Origin of the sequence: Salinivibrio sp. PR919 (assembly GCF_001995355.1) — a bacterium.
Lineage (GTDB): Bacteria > Pseudomonadota > Gammaproteobacteria > Enterobacterales > Vibrionaceae > Salinivibrio > Salinivibrio proteolyticus.
This window is the reverse complement of record NZ_MUFL01000026.1, coordinates 1-19,137: the sequence shown is the minus strand read 5'-3', so window position 1 is coordinate 19,137 and position 19,137 is coordinate 1. Positions and strand designations below refer to the sequence as shown.

12 protein-coding genes and 1 pseudogene are annotated in these 19,137 nt (G+C 50.3%); 5 read left to right on the top strand and 8 right to left on the bottom strand.

The window, feature by feature from the left end:
* Window positions 1-42: 42 nt before the first annotated feature.
* Complete coding sequence (gene prfC, locus BZG83_RS07030) at window positions 43-1,632, bottom strand: peptide chain release factor 3 (RefSeq protein WP_077479898.1); 1,590 nt, start codon at window positions 1,630-1,632, stop codon at window positions 43-45.
* A gap of 419 nt (window positions 1,633-2,051) precedes the next feature.
* Here prfC and pnp point away from each other — a divergent pair, with 419 nt between their 5' ends.
* Window positions 2,052-4,187, top strand: coding sequence for a polyribonucleotide nucleotidyltransferase (gene pnp / locus BZG83_RS07025; RefSeq protein ID WP_077479897.1), 2,136 nt, complete (start codon window positions 2,052-2,054; stop codon window positions 4,185-4,187).
* Between the two features lie 68 nt (window positions 4,188-4,255).
* Window positions 4,256-5,128, top strand: coding sequence for a lipoprotein NlpI (gene nlpI / locus BZG83_RS07020; protein WP_069589153.1), 873 nt, complete (start codon window positions 4,256-4,258; stop codon window positions 5,126-5,128).
* Between the two features lie 43 nt (window positions 5,129-5,171).
* On the opposite strand, the gene BZG83_RS07015 is transcribed toward nlpI, so the two are convergent.
* Window positions 5,172-7,241, bottom strand: coding sequence for a putative bifunctional diguanylate cyclase/phosphodiesterase (locus tag BZG83_RS07015; protein ID WP_077479896.1), 2,070 nt, complete (start codon window positions 7,239-7,241; stop codon window positions 5,172-5,174).
* A gap of 342 nt (window positions 7,242-7,583) precedes the next feature.
* On the opposite strand from BZG83_RS07015, the gene BZG83_RS07010 reads away from it, so the two are divergent.
* The 3 genes from BZG83_RS07010 to rimI are packed head-to-tail and all read left to right on the top strand — an operon-like array spanning window position 7,584 to window position 8,850.
* Complete coding sequence (locus BZG83_RS07010; RefSeq protein ID WP_077479895.1) at window positions 7,584-7,985, top strand: hypothetical protein; 402 nt, start codon at window positions 7,584-7,586, stop codon at window positions 7,983-7,985.
* A gap of 12 nt (window positions 7,986-7,997) precedes the next feature.
* Window positions 7,998-8,390: a DNA polymerase III subunit psi gene (locus BZG83_RS07005; protein WP_077479894.1), complete on the top strand. Its 393-nt coding sequence runs from the start codon at window positions 7,998-8,000 to the stop codon at window positions 8,388-8,390.
* Window positions 8,383-8,850, top strand: a complete 468-nt coding sequence (rimI, locus tag BZG83_RS07000) for a ribosomal protein S18-alanine N-acetyltransferase (protein WP_158074939.1) — start codon at window positions 8,383-8,385, stop codon at window positions 8,848-8,850. The genes BZG83_RS07005 and rimI overlap by 8 nt, the downstream gene beginning before the upstream one ends.
* On the opposite strand, the gene BZG83_RS06995 is transcribed toward rimI, so the two are convergent.
* The 6 genes and pseudogenes from BZG83_RS06995 to BZG83_RS16710 all read right to left on the bottom strand — a co-directional run.
* The gene (locus BZG83_RS06995; protein WP_077479892.1) at window positions 8,826-10,769 is read right to left on the bottom strand and encodes a bifunctional diguanylate cyclase/phosphodiesterase; all 1,944 of its coding nucleotides are present in this window, start codon (window positions 10,767-10,769) and stop codon (window positions 8,826-8,828) included. The two genes, rimI and BZG83_RS06995, sit on opposite strands and share 25 nt — an antisense overlap.
* A 22-nt stretch (window positions 10,770-10,791) precedes the next feature.
* Entirely contained in the window at window positions 10,792-11,397 is a 606-nt protein-coding gene (locus BZG83_RS06990; RefSeq protein WP_077479891.1) for an OmpA family protein, read from the bottom strand.
* The gene (locus BZG83_RS06985) at window positions 11,394-12,782 is read right to left on the bottom strand and encodes a TolC family outer membrane protein (protein ID WP_077479890.1); all 1,389 of its coding nucleotides are present in this window, start codon (window positions 12,780-12,782) and stop codon (window positions 11,394-11,396) included. The genes BZG83_RS06990 and BZG83_RS06985 overlap by 4 nt, the downstream gene beginning before the upstream one ends.
* A 20-nt stretch (window positions 12,783-12,802) precedes the next feature.
* Window positions 12,803-14,194 carry an HlyD family type I secretion periplasmic adaptor subunit gene (locus tag BZG83_RS06980; protein WP_198536707.1) on the bottom strand — a complete coding sequence of 464 codons (1,392 nt, stop codon included), beginning with the start codon at window positions 14,192-14,194 and terminating at the stop codon, window positions 12,803-12,805.
* Window positions 14,194-16,359, bottom strand: a complete 2,166-nt coding sequence (locus BZG83_RS06975) for a type I secretion system permease/ATPase (RefSeq protein ID WP_077479889.1) — start codon at window positions 16,357-16,359, stop codon at window positions 14,194-14,196. Before BZG83_RS06975 ends, BZG83_RS06980 begins: the two co-directional genes overlap by 1 nt.
* Window positions 16,360-16,422: 63 nt before the next feature.
* A pseudogene (locus BZG83_RS16710) lies at window positions 16,423-19,137 on the bottom strand (hypothetical protein); the annotation flags it as partial.

The window sequence follows — 19,137 nt, the reverse complement described above, 5'->3', positions numbered from 1 at the left end:
TCCCCTCCATGAGTGCGATGCCTTTGGCATCAACCCGCTTACTTAGTGCTCACGCGTTGCCCGCAATTGAATGTCCGGGAAGCGCTCTTGGGTCAGGTTGAGGTTGACCATGGTCGGTGCGATATAGGTAAGATTGTCACCACCATCCAGCGCGAGGTTGGCTTGGTTTTTACGCTGGAAGTCGTCGAGTTTTTTCTCATCCTCACATTCGACCCAACGTGCCGTCGCCACGTTAATCGACTCATAAATCGCATCAACGTTGTATTCCGCTTTCAAGCGTGCCACCACCACATCAAACTGCAGCACACCAACCGCACCAACGATAAGATCGTTCGATTGTAGCGGACGGAAGACCTGTACCGCACCTTCTTCCGAAAGCTGGACCAGACCTTTAAGCAGCTGTTTTTGACGCAAAGGGTCGCGCAAGCGAATACGGCGGAACAGTTCAGGCGCAAAGTTAGGGATCCCAGAAAACTTAAGATCTTCGCCTTGTGTAAAGGTGTCCCCAATTTGGATAGTGCCATGATTGTGCAAACCGATAATATCGCCAGCGTAAGCATCTTCGGCACGCGCACGATCACCCGCCATAAAGGTCACGGCATCAGAGATATTAATCTGTTTGCCCAAGCGCACATGTTTTAACTTCATGCCTTGCTGGTACTTACCGGATACCACACGAACAAAGGCAATGCGGTCACGGTGACGGGGATCCATGTTGGCCTGAATCTTAAAGACGAAGCCGGTGAATTTTTCTTCGTCGGCATTAACGACACGATCCGGCGTCGGACGAGAGAGTGGTTTCGGCGCCCAAGCCGTCAACCCATCCAACATATGATCGACACCAAAGTTACCCAGTGCCGTACCAAAAAAGACCGGTGTTAAGTCGCCACTGAGAAACAGCTCGCGATCAAATTCGTGCGACGCGCCCATGACCAGTTCGAGCTCATCACGCAAGTCTTGCGCAATATCTGCACCAATTGCCTCATCCAATTCAGGGTTATCCAACCCTTTAATGATGCGAGTTTCTTGAATGGTGTGACCTTGGCCAGACTGATACAAGATGCTTTCATCGCGATGAATGTGATACACCCCTTTAAACCCTTTACCACAACCAATTGGCCATGACACTGGCGCACAGGCAATATTGAGCTCACTTTCTACTTCATCCAGCAGCTCCATCGGATCGCGAATATCGCGGTCCAATTTGTTCATAAAGGTAATGATCGGGGTATCGCGCAAACGCGTAACTTCCATCAACTTACGAGTACGATCCTCAACACCTTTTGCTGCATCAATCACCATCAAACAAGAGTCAACCGCGGTGAGGGTTCGATAGGTATCTTCCGAGAAATCCTCGTGCCCTGGGGTATCAAGCAGGTTGACCAAACAGTCATTGTACGGGAACTGCATCACTGACGTGGTCACGGAGATCCCCCGCTCTTTCTCCATATCCATCCAGTCAGATTTTGCATGGTGGTTAGAGCCGCGCCCTTTGACCGTCCCGGCGGTTTGGATCGCACGTCCGAATAGCAGGACTTTTTCAGTAATCGTGGTTTTACCCGCATCCGGGTGCGAGATAATCGCAAAGGTGCGTCGTTTATCAACTTCCTGTTGCAGCGGTGTATTAGACATAGCAAGTTATCTTCTTGATTTATTCAGGCGGCAATCAGGCGCCAACTGAGGGGGTTAATCACAAAGGGAACGTATTTTCGCTGATCTTGTAGCCAGCTTCAATTCACAAATCTGACTTGGCACTGTTATCTGTATTCGTTAGGGTCAAGATTGCTTGCCAAACACATCACAAATGTTGCCAATTGAACGCCGCGTGGTGTCGTTATTGGTGAAGCACGTGTATAATTAGCGCCACTTTCAGTTGTGACACAGTCAACGAAGTCGACCATCCGGTCGCGGCTATTGACAACACATTGCACGTCCGCCCGCGGGACAAGCCCGCAGTGTGTTGCCATTAGTCGCGATGGTGAACAGCTGAAAGCTTACATTTAGCTCGATAAATCGGATGATTTATCTCCTCAGCAACAAGGAAACATTCTGTGAATCCAATCGTAAAAACATTCCAATACGGCAACCATACCGTGACGTTGGAAACCGGTGTGATGGCACGCCAAGCCACCGGTGCGGTAATGGCAAGCATGGACGATACCTCGGTATTCGTCTCTGTCGTCGGTAAAAAAGAAGCGGCAGAAGGCCAGGGCTTTTTCCCACTGACCGTGAACTACCAAGAGCGTACTTACGCGGCAGGTAAAATCCCAGGTGGTTTCTTCAAGCGTGAAGGTCGTCCTTCTGAGTCAGAAACCCTGACAGCACGTTTGATTGACCGCCCTATTCGTCCGCTTTTCCCTGACTCGTTCAAAAACGAAGTTCAAGTGATTGCGACCGTAGTATCGGTAAACCCAGCTGTTAGCCCAGATGTGGTTGCCATGCTAGGTACCTCTGCGGCACTAGCGATTTCTGGTATCCCATTCAATGGCCCAATCGGTGCGGCACGTGTTGGTTATATCAACGATGAGCTGGTATTGAACCCAAGCGAAGCAGAGCTGGACAACAGCCGTCTTGACCTTGTGGTTGCCGGTACTGAAGGCGCGGTGCTGATGGTTGAATCTGAAGCCGATCGCCTAAGCGAAGAACAAATGCTGCAAGCGGTGATGTTTGGTCATGACCAACAACAAGTCGCTATCAACGCTATCAAAGAGTTCGCCGCGGAAGTTGGCACCCCAGCGTGGGATTGGCAAGCACCAGAAGTGAATGCTGCACTGCAAGCGCGTGTTGCAGAAATGGCGCAAGGCCCACTCGCACAAGCGTACCAAATCACTGAAAAAATGGCGCGTTATGAGCAAGTCGGTAACGTGAAGCAAGAGGTGGTTGCCGCTCTGCTTGAGCAAGACGAGACCCTCGACGAGCGTGAAATCCTCGATATGCTTGGCGATCTAGAGAAGAAAGTCGTGCGTAGCCGCATCATTGCCGGTGAACCACGTATCGATGGTCGCGAAAAAGACATGGTTCGTGCGCTAGACGTACGTACCGGTGTGCTGCCTCGCACACACGGCAGCGCGTTGTTTACGCGTGGTGAAACGCAGGCGCTGGTGACCGCCACACTGGGTACCCAACGTGATGCACAGATCATCGACTCAATCATGGGTGAGCGTCAGGACAGCTTCATGCTGCACTACAACTTCCCTCCATACTGTGTCGGTGAAACCGGTTTTGTCGGTTCACCAAAGCGTCGTGAAATCGGCCATGGCCGTCTTGCAAAACGTGGTATTGCTGCGGTAATGCCAAGCCAAGACGAATTCCCATACACCGTCCGTGTGGTCTCTGAAATCACTGAGTCAAACGGCTCATCGTCAATGGCGTCGGTATGTGGTACCTCTCTGGCACTGATGGACGCCGGTGTACCGGTGAAAAAATCAGTCGCGGGTATCGCGATGGGTCTGGTTAAAGAAGGGGACGATTTTGTCGTACTTTCTGACATCCTCGGTGATGAAGACCACCTTGGCGACATGGACTTTAAAGTCGCAGGTACCGATGACGGTGTTACTGCACTACAGATGGACATCAAAATCGAGGGTATCACCAAAGAGATCATGCAAATCGCCCTGAACCAAGCAAAAGGTGCGCGTCTGCATATCTTGGATGTGATGGATCAAGCGATTGGTTCAGCACGTGATGATATCTCTGAGTTTGCTCCACGTATTCACACCATCAGCATCAACCCAGATAAGATCCGTGATGTGATCGGTAAAGGTGGCGCAGTGATCCGTCAGCTAACCGAAGAAACCGGTACCACAATCGAAATCGATGACGATGGTACAGTGAAAATTGCTGCAACTGACGGCGCGGCGGCACAAGATGCGATTTCTCGTATCGAAGCTTTAACCGCTGAAGTGGAAGTGGGCCGCATCTACACGGGTAAAGTCCAGCGTATCGTTGATTTCGGTGCATTCGTGTCTGTGATCGGTGGTAAAGATGGTCTGGTACACATCTCACAAATCGCGGATCAGCGTGTTGAGAAAGTCTCTGACTTCCTCGAAATCGGCCAAGAAGTTGAAGTGAAAGTGCTAGAGATCGACCGCCAAGGTCGTATCCGTCTAAGCATGAAAGAAGCAGCTTCGGATAAGGCAGCCACTGACGCTGCACCTGCCGATGACGCACCTGCAACTGACGCTTAGAGTCTGATTGTAATTCATGCTATAAAGGGGGGCCGTGGCCCCCTTTTTTTATATGGAGACGCACCGTCATGACCGTTTTTTTGAAGTCGCTGGTCATTGCAGGCCTTTTACTACTCACAGGCTGCACCAGTCAGTGGACTTTCCCGCCCATGGCCGTGCCATTGCAACCCACGTTGCAACAGGAAGTGCATCTTGCTCGTATTGACCAACTACTCGCTCGCGACGATCTGAGCGACGATGCGCGCGCCCAACTCCACTATGAGCGCGGTTTGCTGCACGACAGCCTCGGAATGCGCGATCTGGCACGGCTCGATTTTAATCAGTCACTCTCATTAAAGCCGGATCAACCCGATGTGTTTAATATTCTGGGCGTCTATTTCACCCAAACCGGCCACTACGATGCCGCATATGAAGCGTTTGACTCTACCTTAGAGCTAGATAACACACACACATATGCCGAGCGTAATCGTGGTATCGCGCTTTACTATGGTGGACGCTACCGCCTCGCCTATCAGGATCTTCTCACCCATTACCAAGACGACGTGGACGATCCGTATCGTGTGATTTGGCTGTACTTGGTGGAACGCGATTGGAAAGGCGATGACGCGGCCAAAACACATTTAGCCGAGCGGATAGAAAACAGCGACCAACTGGATTGGGGATGGCAACTGGCGCGGATGTTTTTGGGCAAGGTGAGCGAGCGAGAGTTGCTGGAGCAGTTGGCCACTCAAGCGAGTGATAACCAAGTGCTGGCGGAGCGTTTATGCGAAGCCTATTTTTATCTGGCTAAACACTATCAACATCTTGGCAATCAAGACAAAGCGGTTGCACTGTATAAGTTGGCCATGTCTGGCAATGTGTATGCCTTTGTCGAACACCGCTATGCCCTACTGGAGCTCAATCGTATTGCCTATCACCAATCTCAGCAAAACGACGAATAGCGCAAACCAATAACCGCCTTGTAGAGGCGGTTATTTGATCTGATTAGTCTGTCGGAGCTGGCACTGTCTGGGGTGGCTGCTTACGGGGCTTACTTTTTTGTAATAGCTTTTCAAATTCTCGCCGCGGCATGGGCGAGTGAAAATAATATCCCTGAATGGTGTCACAGTTTAAATTGGTCAGCACCGACGCTTGCTGGCGCGTTTCTACCCCTTCTGCTACCACCGTCATCTCCATGGCTCGCCCAAGGTTGATAATGCTTTCCACCAAGGTCACTTGCTTACTCAACGCATCCATATCGTGAATAAACGCGCGATCGATTTTCAATTCATCCAGCGGAAAACGCGCTAAGTAGGATAACGAGGAATATCCGGTTCCGAAATCATCGATAGACAAAGCAAAACCCAGCTCTTTGATTGCATTGAGCATTTGCATGGCATGGGTATCGTCGTTCATCACCGCACTTTCTGTAAGCTCAAACGTGATATCTTCGGGATTTGCACCGGTTGCGCGCAGCAGCTTTTCCATATGCTCGGTCAGTTTAGGATTACGAAACTGCTCCGGAGAAAGGTTGATGGCGACGCGGCCGGGCAAAACATCATGAAGACGCCAACGACGCACATTTTGAAACACCTCTCGCATTACATTGCGGCCCAGTTGCTCAATCAAGCCACACCGCTCTGCGACCGGAATAAATCGCGCAGGACTGATATATCCTTCGACTGGATGCTTCCAACGCACCAGGGCCTCCGCCCCGTTGACGCGATAATCGCTCGTGTTGACTTTTGGCTGATACCACACCTCTAAACCATTATTTTGTAATGCTTTTTGCAGTTCAATCTCAAGCCAAAGCCGCATCCGAGCTTCTTTGCTCATTTGGTCGTCATAGGCGACGACGCGGTTTCGGCCGCGCTCTTTCGCCTCATACATGGCAGTATCGGCATTTTGCAGTAAACTGCGTGCATCTTTGCCATCTTCTGGATAGCGTACCAACCCAACCGAACACGCCAAGTACTTACTAAAATGGTGCAGCTCAAACGGCTGGCTGATCACAGAGACCACTTTTTCCGCCAGCTGGTCAGGTGCATCATCGGTCGCCGGTTTTGGCAGAATAATTGCAAATTCGTCGCCCCCCAGATGACCCACAATGGTGTCTGGTGACAGTAAACGGCGTAAGCGTTGGGCAATATCTTGTAATACCCGATCGCCAATATGGTGACCTAATGAGTCGTTGATATTTTTAAAGTTATCTACGTCAAGGTACAGCATGGCTAACGGTGTCCCGCTGGCTATCAAACCATCCAGCTCACGACTAAAGCCATGACGGTTATACAACCCAGTTAACGCATCCGTGTACGCCGAATGGAGCATCGCCGCAGGCTGAGGCTCAGCCACGACAGCCTGTGCATGCAAACGCACCATATGCGCGTTTTTACCTAAAATGTGAATAGGTGCACAAGACACCTCGATGGATGCCCCCGTGTTGGCAAGCACACACGAGGTGCTTTGATTGCCAGCAGGCTGTGAAAGCATGGCGACGAGAGATTGATTAGAATCTGCGGGACGCAGGAAGGTCGATAGCGACTCGCCCAATAAGGCGTCTGTGCTGTCAACACCGAGGCGTTCCACTGCCATGGGATTTGCAGAAAGGATCAGCTCATCTTCTACCAAACAGCAGCCGTCATCAATCAATTCACTCAAGCGGTAAAATTTTTCTTCGGCTTCTTCAAGGGCACTTGCAAGCACCTGCCGCTCTGATGTGTCAGCAGCATGAATGACTACATAAGGCAGCCCTTTACTGTCTCGATGCTCACTAAGCGGGGAGACACTAAAATGAAAGCTGGTACTGTGATAGCCATCAGACACCACCACTTCCCCTTCAGTGCTTTTCCCTCGCCGTGCTGACTCGTAATGCGGCTTTACAGCTGCATAAAACTGTTCTCCGAGCGTTTGCTGGTCGTTCGCCCCCACCAAGGCATCCAATGCGACTCCAGTTATATCCGCATATCGCTGATTAGCATAGAGGTAACAATCGTCACTATCGAGAATGGCAAAAAGAAACGGACTGCTGTCGGTTAAGCGGTAAAACCAATCGGTTAACTGCGAAATTGGCATGGATGGCTCACATCTTCCTCGGTACAGGTGCCGACCAACGTGTCGTGGCGAAAAATTCGTCTCACATGTTAGACACTTTCTATCAGCTTGTCAGTAGCACTCTATGTGGTGCTGCTTTAGCGTTCAAGCTTTTAACACTATATACCGTACGTCAACCCGTAAAAATAGATAAGGTGCTCAAAATCAGTCATTGGTGTTGAGTTTGCAGCGAAAGTGCGCAATTTATTACTCAACAATACAGGCTGTGAGCGTCGATATACTGAAACCTTGTTCGCACAGTGCTTGCACCGGATCGGGAATCCGTTATCCTGAGCGCATCATTTGTCATCTAGGCTTTTCGCTATGTTAATCCGCTCAGAAGCGCCCGCCGATTTGGTTCGCCTCGATCAATGGTGGCGAGATACACTCGCTAACCCTCAGCAAGCTGATCAGTTGCAACAATGGCGAGAGCACGGGCTGATCACACTGTCATTGGTCGCCACGGATGATATGGGTAGCACGCTAGGACACATTGCCGTCGTGGATGCACAATCCGAGGATAATGCGCAACTTATCGCGGTTTGGTTTAGCCCCGACCCTGAATTGATTGCTCCCCTTTTAGATGAGGCAGAATCCGTCTTGTTTGAACTTGGCTATTGTCAGCTTAAAATTGCGCCGAGCCCTCAAGCGGCCAATGCTGAATTTGCGCCGATTTCGACCGACAAGCATTGGTGGTACAAGCAACTCGCTGCCGCCACCGTTTAACGAGCACTCGATATGCTGACCGATATTCAACGTTTACAAGCCATGGGTTTATCCGTCTGGCAACTCCGCCWTCCTGAGCTTTACGGCCGTGAACAGGAAGTTATCCAACTTCCCGAAAACTGCCAGCTATTGCTGGTTTGCGACGATCCTCTCAGCGAGCAAGATGCGTGGTTATTTGGCAATATCTTAAAAAGTATGAAGCTTGACGCTGATAAGGCGAGGCAACTACCCCACGCCGCGCTCGCAGCACTCGGCGATCACCACTTGGTCTGGTGTTGGTATATTGGTGAGCCGGAAGTCGTGATTGACGGTGTGCGCACACTCCGCTCTCTCCCCTTGGCACAGATGCATGATAACCCTGCGGCAAAACGCGATTTATGGCGTCAGATCTGCCAGTATGACTGATTACACGCTTCAGCCCATTGACGATAAGCACCTGAGCGATATCGTACGTATTGAACAATCCGTGCATATTGCGCCTTGGTCGAAGACACAGCTTTCACCGGCTCAGGGGCGCTTCGATCACCACTATGCGTTAGTCAACCAAAATGATCAGATCATCGGTTATTTTTACACGCGTTGCGTCGCTGGCGAAGCAGAGCTTTTAAACATTGCCGTTGACCGGCCTTTTCAAGGTAAAGGCGTCGGTCACCAGCTGCTCACCTTGCTAAAAAAGACACTCGTTGCTGCAGGCGCGAACACCTTGTGGTTGGAAGTTAGACAAAGTAACCGTGGTGCACGAGCGCTGTATCAAAAACAGGGATTTGAGCTGATAAGCCGCCGAGCAGGCTATTACCCCTGCCCGGATGGCACCAYGGAAGACGCACTTATTATGCGTGCTCAGCTTGGCAATGGCGCTGACTGAGCAAGATTGCCCAGTTGAACCGGTGGAAAGATATAGCCTTGGTAACCATGGCAGCCCAATTGATGAAAATATTGGTGCTGGTCAGATTGCTCAATGCCCGTGGCAATGACGCGTATCTCTTGCGCCGCGGCAATATTGATCAGCATACGGATAAAGACATCATCAACATCACTCGACGGCTGTCCAAAGCCAATGTCGAGTTTGACATAATCGGGCTCAATATCGTGGATATAATTCACGTTGTCCATATCACGGCCAAAATGGTCAATCCCCACTTCAAACCCATGCTCTCGGATCATCTTAAACAGGGTTTGGCATGCCGCAATGTCAACCTGCACCGCTTCCTCTGCAACCTCGAACGCAAGCTTATCTGACAAGTAGGTTTTTAATAAGTAGTTGGCTAACCAGTCATAGAACGCGGTGCTTCTCACACTCTCTACCGTCAAGTTAATGGCAAGTTTGTCCGACTCTGGATGTGCTTTTATATACTGATCGGCGCGTGTCAGCACATGACGGTCAAACTCTTCACCCAGCGCGTACATTTCAATACGATTGAGCAGCTGCCCAGCAGACAACCAAGCCTCATCCACCCACAAATGGGCATAGACCTCTTGGTGCCAGTTAGTTTGATTATCACGATGTCTCACTGGCTGAGCATAAAGGGTGAGCGGGTTTTTATTGAGGGCATCAAGCAAAATATTGCGCCACTGCTCTCGGGTTCGACTATCGGCATTCGCATGGCTAGGCCAATGGTAAACCTCACTGCGTCGCTTCGCTTGCTGCAAAGCGTTATCCGCTTTGGCCAGTAACGACGCCGCATCATCGTCTTGTGTTTTCGCTACACCAATATGAAAACCTTGATTAGCAGGCAAGGAAATATTTTCCAGCTCTTGGTTTATCATACGCAGTAAGCGCTGTAGATAAGGACGAATATCCCCCTCATCAATACTGGTCAGGAGAATGGCAACTTCATTGTGGCTTAGACGAGCAACCAGTTTGTGTCGCTCAGCTAACTCACCGTGACTCAAGGCTTCACCCAGCAACCGCCAACATTGATCGCGATACTGATAACCATAACGCGCGCGCAGGCGGGATAACCATTCGGTCTCAATTAATAATAAGGTGCAGTTCACATCGTCTTTAATAAAACTTTGCAACTGATGTTGGAAGTAGCCTCGATTCGGTAAACGAGAGACGGGATCGATCATCAATTTATCGCGTAAACGCGATAGCTCTTCTTGCTGACTTTTGTGGACCCGAGCTACCTGCTGACCCGCGAGGTTAAATGCCTGCAACAAGGCTTGCAGATCCTTAACGCGGGTTCTCGACTTAGCGGGTTGATAATCACCTCGCCCTAACGCGTTTAAGCGCGTATCCAGTTCCGCCAAAGGAGTAGTCACGCGCCTAAACATGAAGGATGCGGCAAAAGGGATCACCGCACACATGGCCGCTAGCAGCGTCACCAGTTGCGACATGCGATTCCAAAGCGCCTCAACGGCAGGGAGTGGGCTGACCGCCACCGTGACCCTGGCCAATTGGGTCCAGCCATTACTGACTGATACCGTTTTCGACGCTGACTCAATGCCAGATAAATGCACAAACCAACTAGGCGTTGCGATCGCTCTTGCATCCGCCTGCCAAAGCTGTCGTTGACCAGAAAGCATCGGCATCACCGATACCGACTTAACTTGGGGAGCCGCCATAAAATGCGCCACGAGCTGATTGAGCCGCTCGTTGTCGCTTTGCTCAATAATAGGTGGCAGTGCCTCGGCTATCGCTGCACTGAGTAAACTGACTTGCTGTTGCTGTTCACTTTTCAGTTGGGTTATACCGAGCTGAAAAGCGACCGCCGCCGTCGCTAACGCAGTTAGCAAAGCGGCGGCGACAACAAACAGGACAACACGTTGATGTAATGTCATGCTTTCTCTTTTAGATCATTCTCTAAGGCGTCTGCTCTGAAGAATAAATTGTCCAGCGCATATGGGTTGAGCCATGCTCACCGGTAACATGAGCAATCACTCTTCGGTTCACTTCATTAGCGTAGTCGTTTTCTTGGTCAATCAACGGACGCGACTCACCATAGCCGATAGCCTCAATACGCGCAGCAGGAATCGCAAACTGTCGCGTCAATACGTCCGCAATGGCTTGAGCACGACGTTGTGAGAGTGCGAGGTTGTACTCTGCCGAACCCACTTTACTGGCATGCCCCTCAATCACCACCTGAGTATTCGGGTAGCGCTGCATAAAGTCAGCTAAGGTTTGGATATCGCCATATTGTGAGACATCCACATCAGCGGAATCCGTGTCAAAACGCACGTTTAACTCGAACGACTCACTGGTTTGCAATTGCTCAGGACAGCCGTTGTTATCAACCAAGGCGCCGTTTGGCGTTTGCTCGCATTGCTCACGGGCAGAAATCACACCATCGTAGTCGGCGTCGCTCAAATCTTGGCTTTGCGCAATGGTGGTTGGCATTGTATCCACCGCTTGCGGTGCACAGCCGGCAAGAAGCATGACGGCTAATCCCGCGATATAAAACTGTTTCATTGGCTGTCCTCCTGCTTCAGTGACGCAGTATTCCAAATAGCAGGGGTATCAACACGCAATGACGCTAAAAGACGACCGGTTGCATTTAAAATTCGGTATTGCGCGTAAAGCTCATCCGCCTCTTTGCTCAAGTATTCACGACGTGCCTCAAAAAGCTCGTTCTGAGAGTCCAATACATCCAGCAACGTTCGTGCATTTAGGCGAAACTCCTCACGGTAAGCATCGCGGGTATCGGTGGCCGCCTCAACATGTTGACGCATAAAGTCACGTTGCTGCTCAAGGTACGTACGCGCGTTCCAAGCAAGGGTTGCCCCTTCAATCACATCCCGATGCGTCATTTCATTAATCTCTCGCGCTTCAATGGTTTGATACGCCGTTTGCCGTTCACGCGCTCGATCCGCCCCCCCATTAAACAGGTTATAGCGCATGCGTAACATCGCTTGGACGTTATTGTTCTCTGGGCCCACGTCAGGCGGGCCCGCCCCATCTTCCCCACCGACGTTTTCGTTCCAATTTGCCGCCACTTCGACATTTAAAGTCGGCAAATACGCAGCGCGCGAACCATCTCGCGCGGCATTGGCCGCCGCAATATCGGATTGCGCAGCATGAATACGTGGATGCTGTTCGAGGGCAATATCCAGCATGGCTTCAAGCGTACGCGGCAGCAACTCAGCATCAGGCATCGGCAGACGCAATGCTTCTGGAGACTCGCCAACCATTTTGGTAAAGCGACTTTGTGCATCAGCAAGATTGTTACGAGCTGACATCAGGTTTGCATTGGCTCTCGCTAAACGCCCAGTAACTTGAGAGAGGTCACTGGCTTTAGCAAATCCGCCCGCATTGCTCTCCGCAATAGCATCATAGATTTCTTGGTGGTTTTGTAAGTTCTTCTCTGCCAAGGTCACCACTTGCTCTGCAACCAACACATCAAGGTAAACGCGAGAGACCTCTAAGGCTTTATCCTCGGCAGTAGCGACCATTGCCCACTGCTCCGCCGTCGCTTCGTTTTGGGTGCGATCGACTTCGTTTTGGGTACGAAAACCGTCAAATAGCATTTGCTGAAGAGAGACACCCAGCTCACGACGCGTTAGGTCCACTTCATCATCGGTGGTGGTATCACGCCGTGTCGCGGGAGAGTCGGTACGCTCCCAACCGATCCCCGCCGTCGCATCGAGCTTGGGATAATAACCGGCTTTCGCTTGATCAATGGCTTGCTCACTGGCTTTATAGCGGGCAAACGCTTGGCGGATCTGAGGGTGTGATTCGAGCGACTGGGCGACCGCTTGCTCCAGTGTCTGTGATAAAACAGCAGGCGAACTTAGCCCTAACATCAAGGCTATGGCAGTCACACGCTTTTTAAATACCACGTGTGGTAAGTGCAGCATGTTGTTTCTCCTATTTTTAATTAGCGCTCGCGGAGCGCATTTTCTTTTGCTCGCAGTATCGGGTTAAGTAAGTACTCAATCACCGTCCGCTTGCCGGTTATAATATCCACTGACGTTAACATGCCTGGTATGATGGGCATTGGGGTCCCATCTTTCTTAGTGAGATGGGAAGAATCCGTGCGTATTCTCACTAAGTAAAAACTGTTGCCTTCTTCATCTTGCGTTGTGTCGGCGCTAATGTGCTCGACAGTCCCGTCCAATCCGCCGTAACGGGTAAAATCATAGGCTGTGACTTTCACGACAGCAGGTAAGCCGGGATGCAAAAAGGCGATATCTTTTGGCAAGATTTTCACCTCAACCAGTAATTGGTCTTCGGTAGGGACAATTTCAATCACGTCTTCACCGGGTTGCACCACACCACCGAGGGTATTGATATGCACCGTCTTTACCGTGCCGTTCACCGGTGAGGTAATCACCGCTTTATCCACTTTGTCTTGCGCACCAACGGTCGCTTCCGTCAACCGAGACAGCCGTGCTTCCATTTCGCTCAGCTTGCCACGTGTTTCGCTGATAAACTGAAGTGCTGCTTCTCGTCGTTTTAGTATTGCCTCATCCAACGCTGCTTTGATTTTAGGTCGGGACAGCTTCAGGTTTGTTAACTCACCTTCCATATCATTGATCTGTCGCTGGAGTTTGAGAAGTTCCACTTCTGAGACAATGCGCTTTTCGACCAGTGGACGTGTGATATTGATCTCACGTTGCATAATCGTCATGCTATTGTTAAGCGTTTTGATCTTCGAGGCGACTTCTTGAAGCTCTTGGCCTTTTTGGACAATCTGGCGTGCCTGTATCTCTAACTGGTTACTCAAGCTATCTAATCGGCTGCGATATTCAGACTTTTGGCGAGCCACCAAATTGGGTTTTCGGCTGGTGAGGGTATCGGGGAAAGTGATCGTTCTGGGTTCAATCACAATTTGCTGTTGCCAAGGCTGGCTAGCGGGCAATAGCGATACGCTATCGAGCTCGTGATACATCCGAGTCACCGCCGCACGAAGGCTATCCACTTCTTGCTCTTGTTGAGCAAGATCAGAGCGGAATCGGGTATCATCAATCCGCGCCAACGGCATGCCCTTCTCGACGAGCTGGCCTTCATCAACGAACATGGCCTGAAGGATCCCTCCATCCAAGCTTTGAATCAGCTGAACATGAGACGACGGGATCACTTTACCACTGCCACGAGTAACGCGATCCAGCTCAGCAAAAGACGCCCAAACGATAAAACTCGCGACCAACAGGAGTGCTCCCCATACCACCGCGCGATAACGCAATGGTGCATCTGTCATCATCGCCCCATAGACATCATCGATCATATCTAGATCGGTATGACGGTCTTTTTTAATTAACCGCTTGATCATGATGCATTTCCTTTATTGAGCTTACTGAGCACCTGATCTCTGGGTCCATCCATGACCACGCGCCCTTTATCCATCACAATCACACGCTTAGCCAGTTTGAGCAGCGCCATATTATGCGTCACCATGATCAGTGTTCGCCCACGCGCCGCCACCTGCATGGCTTTAATGAACTGGTTTTCAGCATGGGCATCTAGGCTTGCAGTCGGCTCATCCATAATCAACATCGGTGGCTCATTGAGCAGCGCTCTTGCTAAGGAGACCGCTTGGCGTTGACCTCGGGACAGCCGCTCGCCTCGCTCACCGACTTGTTTGTCTAGCCCTTCATGATCTTGGGCGGTAAATAGGCTCACACCAGAAAGCTGCACGGCACGCATCAATTGGTGCTCAGTCACTTGCCGCGTACCAAACATTATGTTTTCACGGATAGTGCCATGAAACAGGGCCACATCCTGTGCGAGATACCCGACGTTTCGACGCAGATCAGCGGGGTGTATTTGCCGGCTATCAACGCCATCAAAGCGTAAGCTCCCTTGCTGCGGCTGAAATAGGCCAGCTAATAGTTTGAGTAAGGTTGTTTTCCCTGAGCCGTTTTTACCCAAAATAGCAATGACTTCCCCAGGCTGAACACGGAAGTTTAATGGATAGAGCGCTGGACGCTCTGATTCGGGGTAATTAAACGCCAAGTTGTCAGCACTGATCTCACCTTTTAAGCGTTTGCGACTAACGAGATGGCCTTTTTCTGCAAACTCATCTTCTTGCTCCATCATGGCATTAAGCTGACGAAGCGAGGAACTGGTTTGATTCCAGCGACTGAGCAGGCTCGCCATCTGTGCCATCGGCGACACGGCGCGGCTTGAAAGCATCACCGCGGCAATAATTCCGCCCATGGAAATATCACCATCAGCAACACGATACACCCCTAAAATCACCACCGCGATAGCCATCATTTGGGTCACAAATGTCGCGGTATAGGAGATGCTGTTGGTGATTTGCTTAACTTTAAAGTTCCAGTTGGCCGTGTGTGCAGTCATTTGTTGCCAGCTACGCTGCACAATACCTTCAGCAACATTGGACTTGATCCCCTCTAGCGCCGAGAGGCTCTCAATTAAATGTCCGTGTCGCTCTGATGCATACTTGTTGCTCTCTTCGATGGCCGCTTTTAGTTTGGGCTGAACCGAAATGGTGTAAGCCAATATGATAAAGCCTGCAAGCACCGGCACTATCGCTAAATCCCCTGCAACGAGATAAATCACCGTAATAAAAAATACCGCAAAGGGAAGATCGACAAGCGTGGTTATCGTGGCTGAGGTCAACATATCTCGCACAGCATCAAACTCACCGAGCTGTTTTGCGGTTGCTCCCACACTGGCTCCTCGATTGACCAAAGGGGTTCCCATCAGCCGCGCAAATAAACGAGATGACACAATGATATCGACTTTTTTCCCCGCAACATCAATCATGTAAGAGCGAAGTTTTCGCATTAAAAAGTCAAAACAATACGCTAGCGTCGCACCGCTTGCGAGCACCCACAGAGACTCAAACGCAAGGTTAGGAACCACTTTGTCATAGACATTCATGACAAATAAAGGAGAGACAAGCGCAAAAAGGTTTACCAAGATGGAGGCTAGTAACGCATCTCGATAGATAGGTGCCGCGTCTTTTACCGTCTGCCAAAACCAGTGGATCTTGGTGTCGTGCAAATGCAGATCCACAGACTGATCACCGCGATACTGACGTTTAATCAGAAAACAGTAACCAACGTACATGGCCTCAAGCGCCTCAAGCGCAATGGTCTCTTCGCCTGAATTTTCAGGCAGTTGAATAAGTGCCGTGCCCGCATCACTATCTATTTCACGCAATACACAGGCTTTTTGGTCAGAGAGCAACAGGACACAGGGCAACAATAGAGCGCCGACATTATCCAGATTACGTCGAGACAACCGAGCAGCCAGACCCGCTCGACCCGCGGCTTGTGGAAACATGTCTGGGGTAAGCAAGGCATTGGTCATCGGTAAGCCTGCGACTAACGCATCACCAGAGCAAGGGGTGCCATAGTGCTCAGTCAATAACACTAAGCAATCAAGCAAAGGATCGTCTGTGGGTTGCTCACCGGGCGCAATTCGCCATTGTGCAGTTTGACTATTGTTAGAAGGGTCAGTCACTTACGTCTCTCTTTTGACCGAAAATGAGCAGGCAGCGACATGATAGCCGCTGCCTGGTAGGGATTACCAGTCGGTATCGATCCGAATATCATCCAGTGCATCATGATTTGACGTTACTGAGATTGAACCATCGCTATGCTTATCGATCGTTAATGCCCCTCTTTCGCCATCAATCAGCGTGTTGATCACGACCGTTCCTCCTTCCATTTTGACATTGCTCAGCTCAATGGTCTGATCAGCATCTTGCCTGTTGTGATAATCGAACTTCAACGTTACATCGACTTTACCGTCATTGTCGTTATCATCACTGACCGTAACACTAAAACGACTGAACTCGCCGTTAACAGAATCACCTTTGAACAAGTCATTCAGGTTTAAGGTATCTTCTGCCGAGAAGTCACTGACCGTGTCGGTATATTCATGACCATTTTGTGAGTTCACATCGGCCATCGACCAAGAGAAAGTATCCGCGCCATCAGAGCCGGTCAGCATATCGCTGCCACGACCACCGATTAGGACATCGTCACCTTCACCACCACGGATATCATCATTGCCACCTCCTGCATCAATGACATGATTATCCGTCACCCGCCAGTCAGAGACAAACTCTGACATCCGATGATTCTCAGGTCCACCAATAGTAAAACTTTCGTCGTTAATGACGACTTTTTCAGACCCACTTAAACCGACATTCAGTGCTAACCAGCCACTGTCTGCACTCTGCAACATATCAATTTGATCGACACCATTACCGGTTTCTATCGAATGATTTTGGGGCTCAGGCACGTTTGCTGGCTGAACAGAAAATTCACCCGTTGCCGAATCACCATCGCCATCCGTAACCTGGTATGAGAAGTCGATATCGGCATCACCTTCTGGCGTTTGTACGACTTGATATTGATAGAACTCCCATTTACCTGTCGCAGGGGTCAACTGAACTTCAAAGACCAATGCTCCGTTTTCATCAGTAGCGATGAGGCGATTATTGCCATCAAAACGGGTTGTAATAGCTAACCCTTCAGCGGTGCGCAATCCATCCTCAACACCTGTGAGCTTGAGCGAGCCGAGTCCATCGGCGCCAGCATGGTATTGCAATGTGCCATCAGCAATAGCAATCGCTTGTTGATCAGATGCGCCTGTGAAAGTTATTGACTTGACGGTTAGGTCACTATTATCTGGGCCATTTCGGTTTCCATTGTCAGTGGCCTCAATAGTAATTTGGTCAAAGCCACCTTCCTGAATATCAAAGTTCTTCGCATAGTCACCACTGGCTTCATCGGAGGTGAATGCCTTTTCAGCAATAAGCTGCCCATCACGATAGAAGCGCACAATGCCTGACTCGAGCTCTCCGCCATACATTTTTGAGAACTCAATTTGAGCGCCGTAAGCCACTTTGCCATTTAATGAGAAAATGAGCTGCTCAGACACACCTTGGCCTGTTTCCGTGATGCGATATTCGATCTCATTGGACAACGGATGACCGTGTTCGTCAGGATTACTTGGCCATGGCCAAGGAGTAGGCGAAGACCCGCTATCAACACCGATACCATCAGACGATAGATTCACCTTATCGTATTCAAGTTGTGTGTTGTAATCATTCGCAAACCCGAGCGCGGTCACCGTAACATCACCAAAGGTGACACTATCTCCCGAACTTTGCCCAGTAAACGAGACTTTGCCAGTAAGTACATCTGGGATGTCTTGCAACTCGACAGGAATAGCCTCTGCCGCTGTCGTTTCAGGGCTATCATCCTCAATAGTGACACTCAACGGCTTACTCAAGCCCGTATGGTTGTCATCACTCACAACAACATTGATAGGAAGCGCGAGTGTATCTTCTGTCTCTGGGTCTGAATGATCGAGCGATCCATGCAACTCAACGTCATAAGTCCATACTTCGTTTCCGGGAGTAGGCTCATTGAGCGCAATAGAAACAACAGGGTTTGTGGTGCTCGTATACCCGATTAAGCGATTTGTAGATGCATCCCATGTCCAAGCTACCGCTTCACCGTTAGAGGTCAAACCGCTGCCGCCGGCAAGTGCGACGGTCACATTACCCACGCCTCCCGTCACAGCGAACTCGCCCGACACCGATGTGCTATTGGTCGTATCGGAACCCGTTGGAGAACTGTCGGCGTTCCCACCTTCCAGCCCCTCTTCGGACACGTTGACACCCGAGCCAATGGTAATCACAGGCGCGAAACTTTTCACAACTGAATCATCGAACCATTGACCACCGTTTACATTCGTGGCGACGTTACCATCTTGGTCGATAAATGATGCAAACGCGTCAATGCCGCCATCTTGCAGATTACTGACATCAATACCACTGATGGTAAACAGGCCATTCTGTCCAGAAAGAGTAAGCGCATTTGCGTCAAGCTCTCCACTGATGACGTTAATACGTGGACCGTTATTATCCCAGACCAGTTGCAGTTCAACATCTGGATCATTGCCTGAACTATCTCGCAAGACAATCGTACTGCTTCCAGCCGTTACCCCTTCACCAAAATCGATTGTTATTTCAGCCGTCTCTGAATTTGTGATCACATCATCATTGTCGTTAGCTGTGCTGTCCGTGATGACAATATTAGGTAAACGTATATCACTAGGATCTTCGCCATCTTCACCACCATACTGAGTATCGACGGTCGCGTTGTCGCTGCCTTCCTTCGACACGTTGCCGTAGCGGTCGGTCTGCGTCGCATCCACTTTGATGCTCTCGCCCTCGGCCACGGTTTCTGTCCAGGTGATGGTGCCATTCTCGTACGTGTATTC

What these genes read in the sequence shown, in the direction of transcription:
- prfC (WP_077479898.1), bottom strand. Translation starts at nt 1,632, where the DNA reads ATGTCTAATACACCGCTGCAACAGGAAGTTGATAAACGACGCACCTTT.
- nlpI (WP_069589153.1), top strand. Translation starts at nt 4,256, where the DNA reads ATGACCGTTTTTTTGAAGTCGCTGGTCATTGCAGGCCTTTTACTACTC.
- BZG83_RS07015 (WP_077479896.1), bottom strand. Translation starts at nt 7,241, where the DNA reads ATGCCAATTTCGCAGTTAACCGATTGGTTTTACCGCTTAACCGACAGC.
- BZG83_RS07010 (WP_077479895.1), top strand. Translation starts at nt 7,584, where the DNA reads ATGTTAATCCGCTCAGAAGCGCCCGCCGATTTGGTTCGCCTCGATCAA.
- BZG83_RS06995 (WP_077479892.1), bottom strand. Translation starts at nt 10,769, where the DNA reads ATGACATTACATCAACGTGTTGTCCTGTTTGTTGTCGCCGCCGCTTTG.
- BZG83_RS06990 (WP_077479891.1), bottom strand. Translation starts at nt 11,397, where the DNA reads ATGAAACAGTTTTATATCGCGGGATTAGCCGTCATGCTTCTTGCCGGC.
- BZG83_RS06985 (WP_077479890.1), bottom strand. Translation starts at nt 12,782, where the DNA reads ATGCTGCACTTACCACACGTGGTATTTAAAAAGCGTGTGACTGCCATA.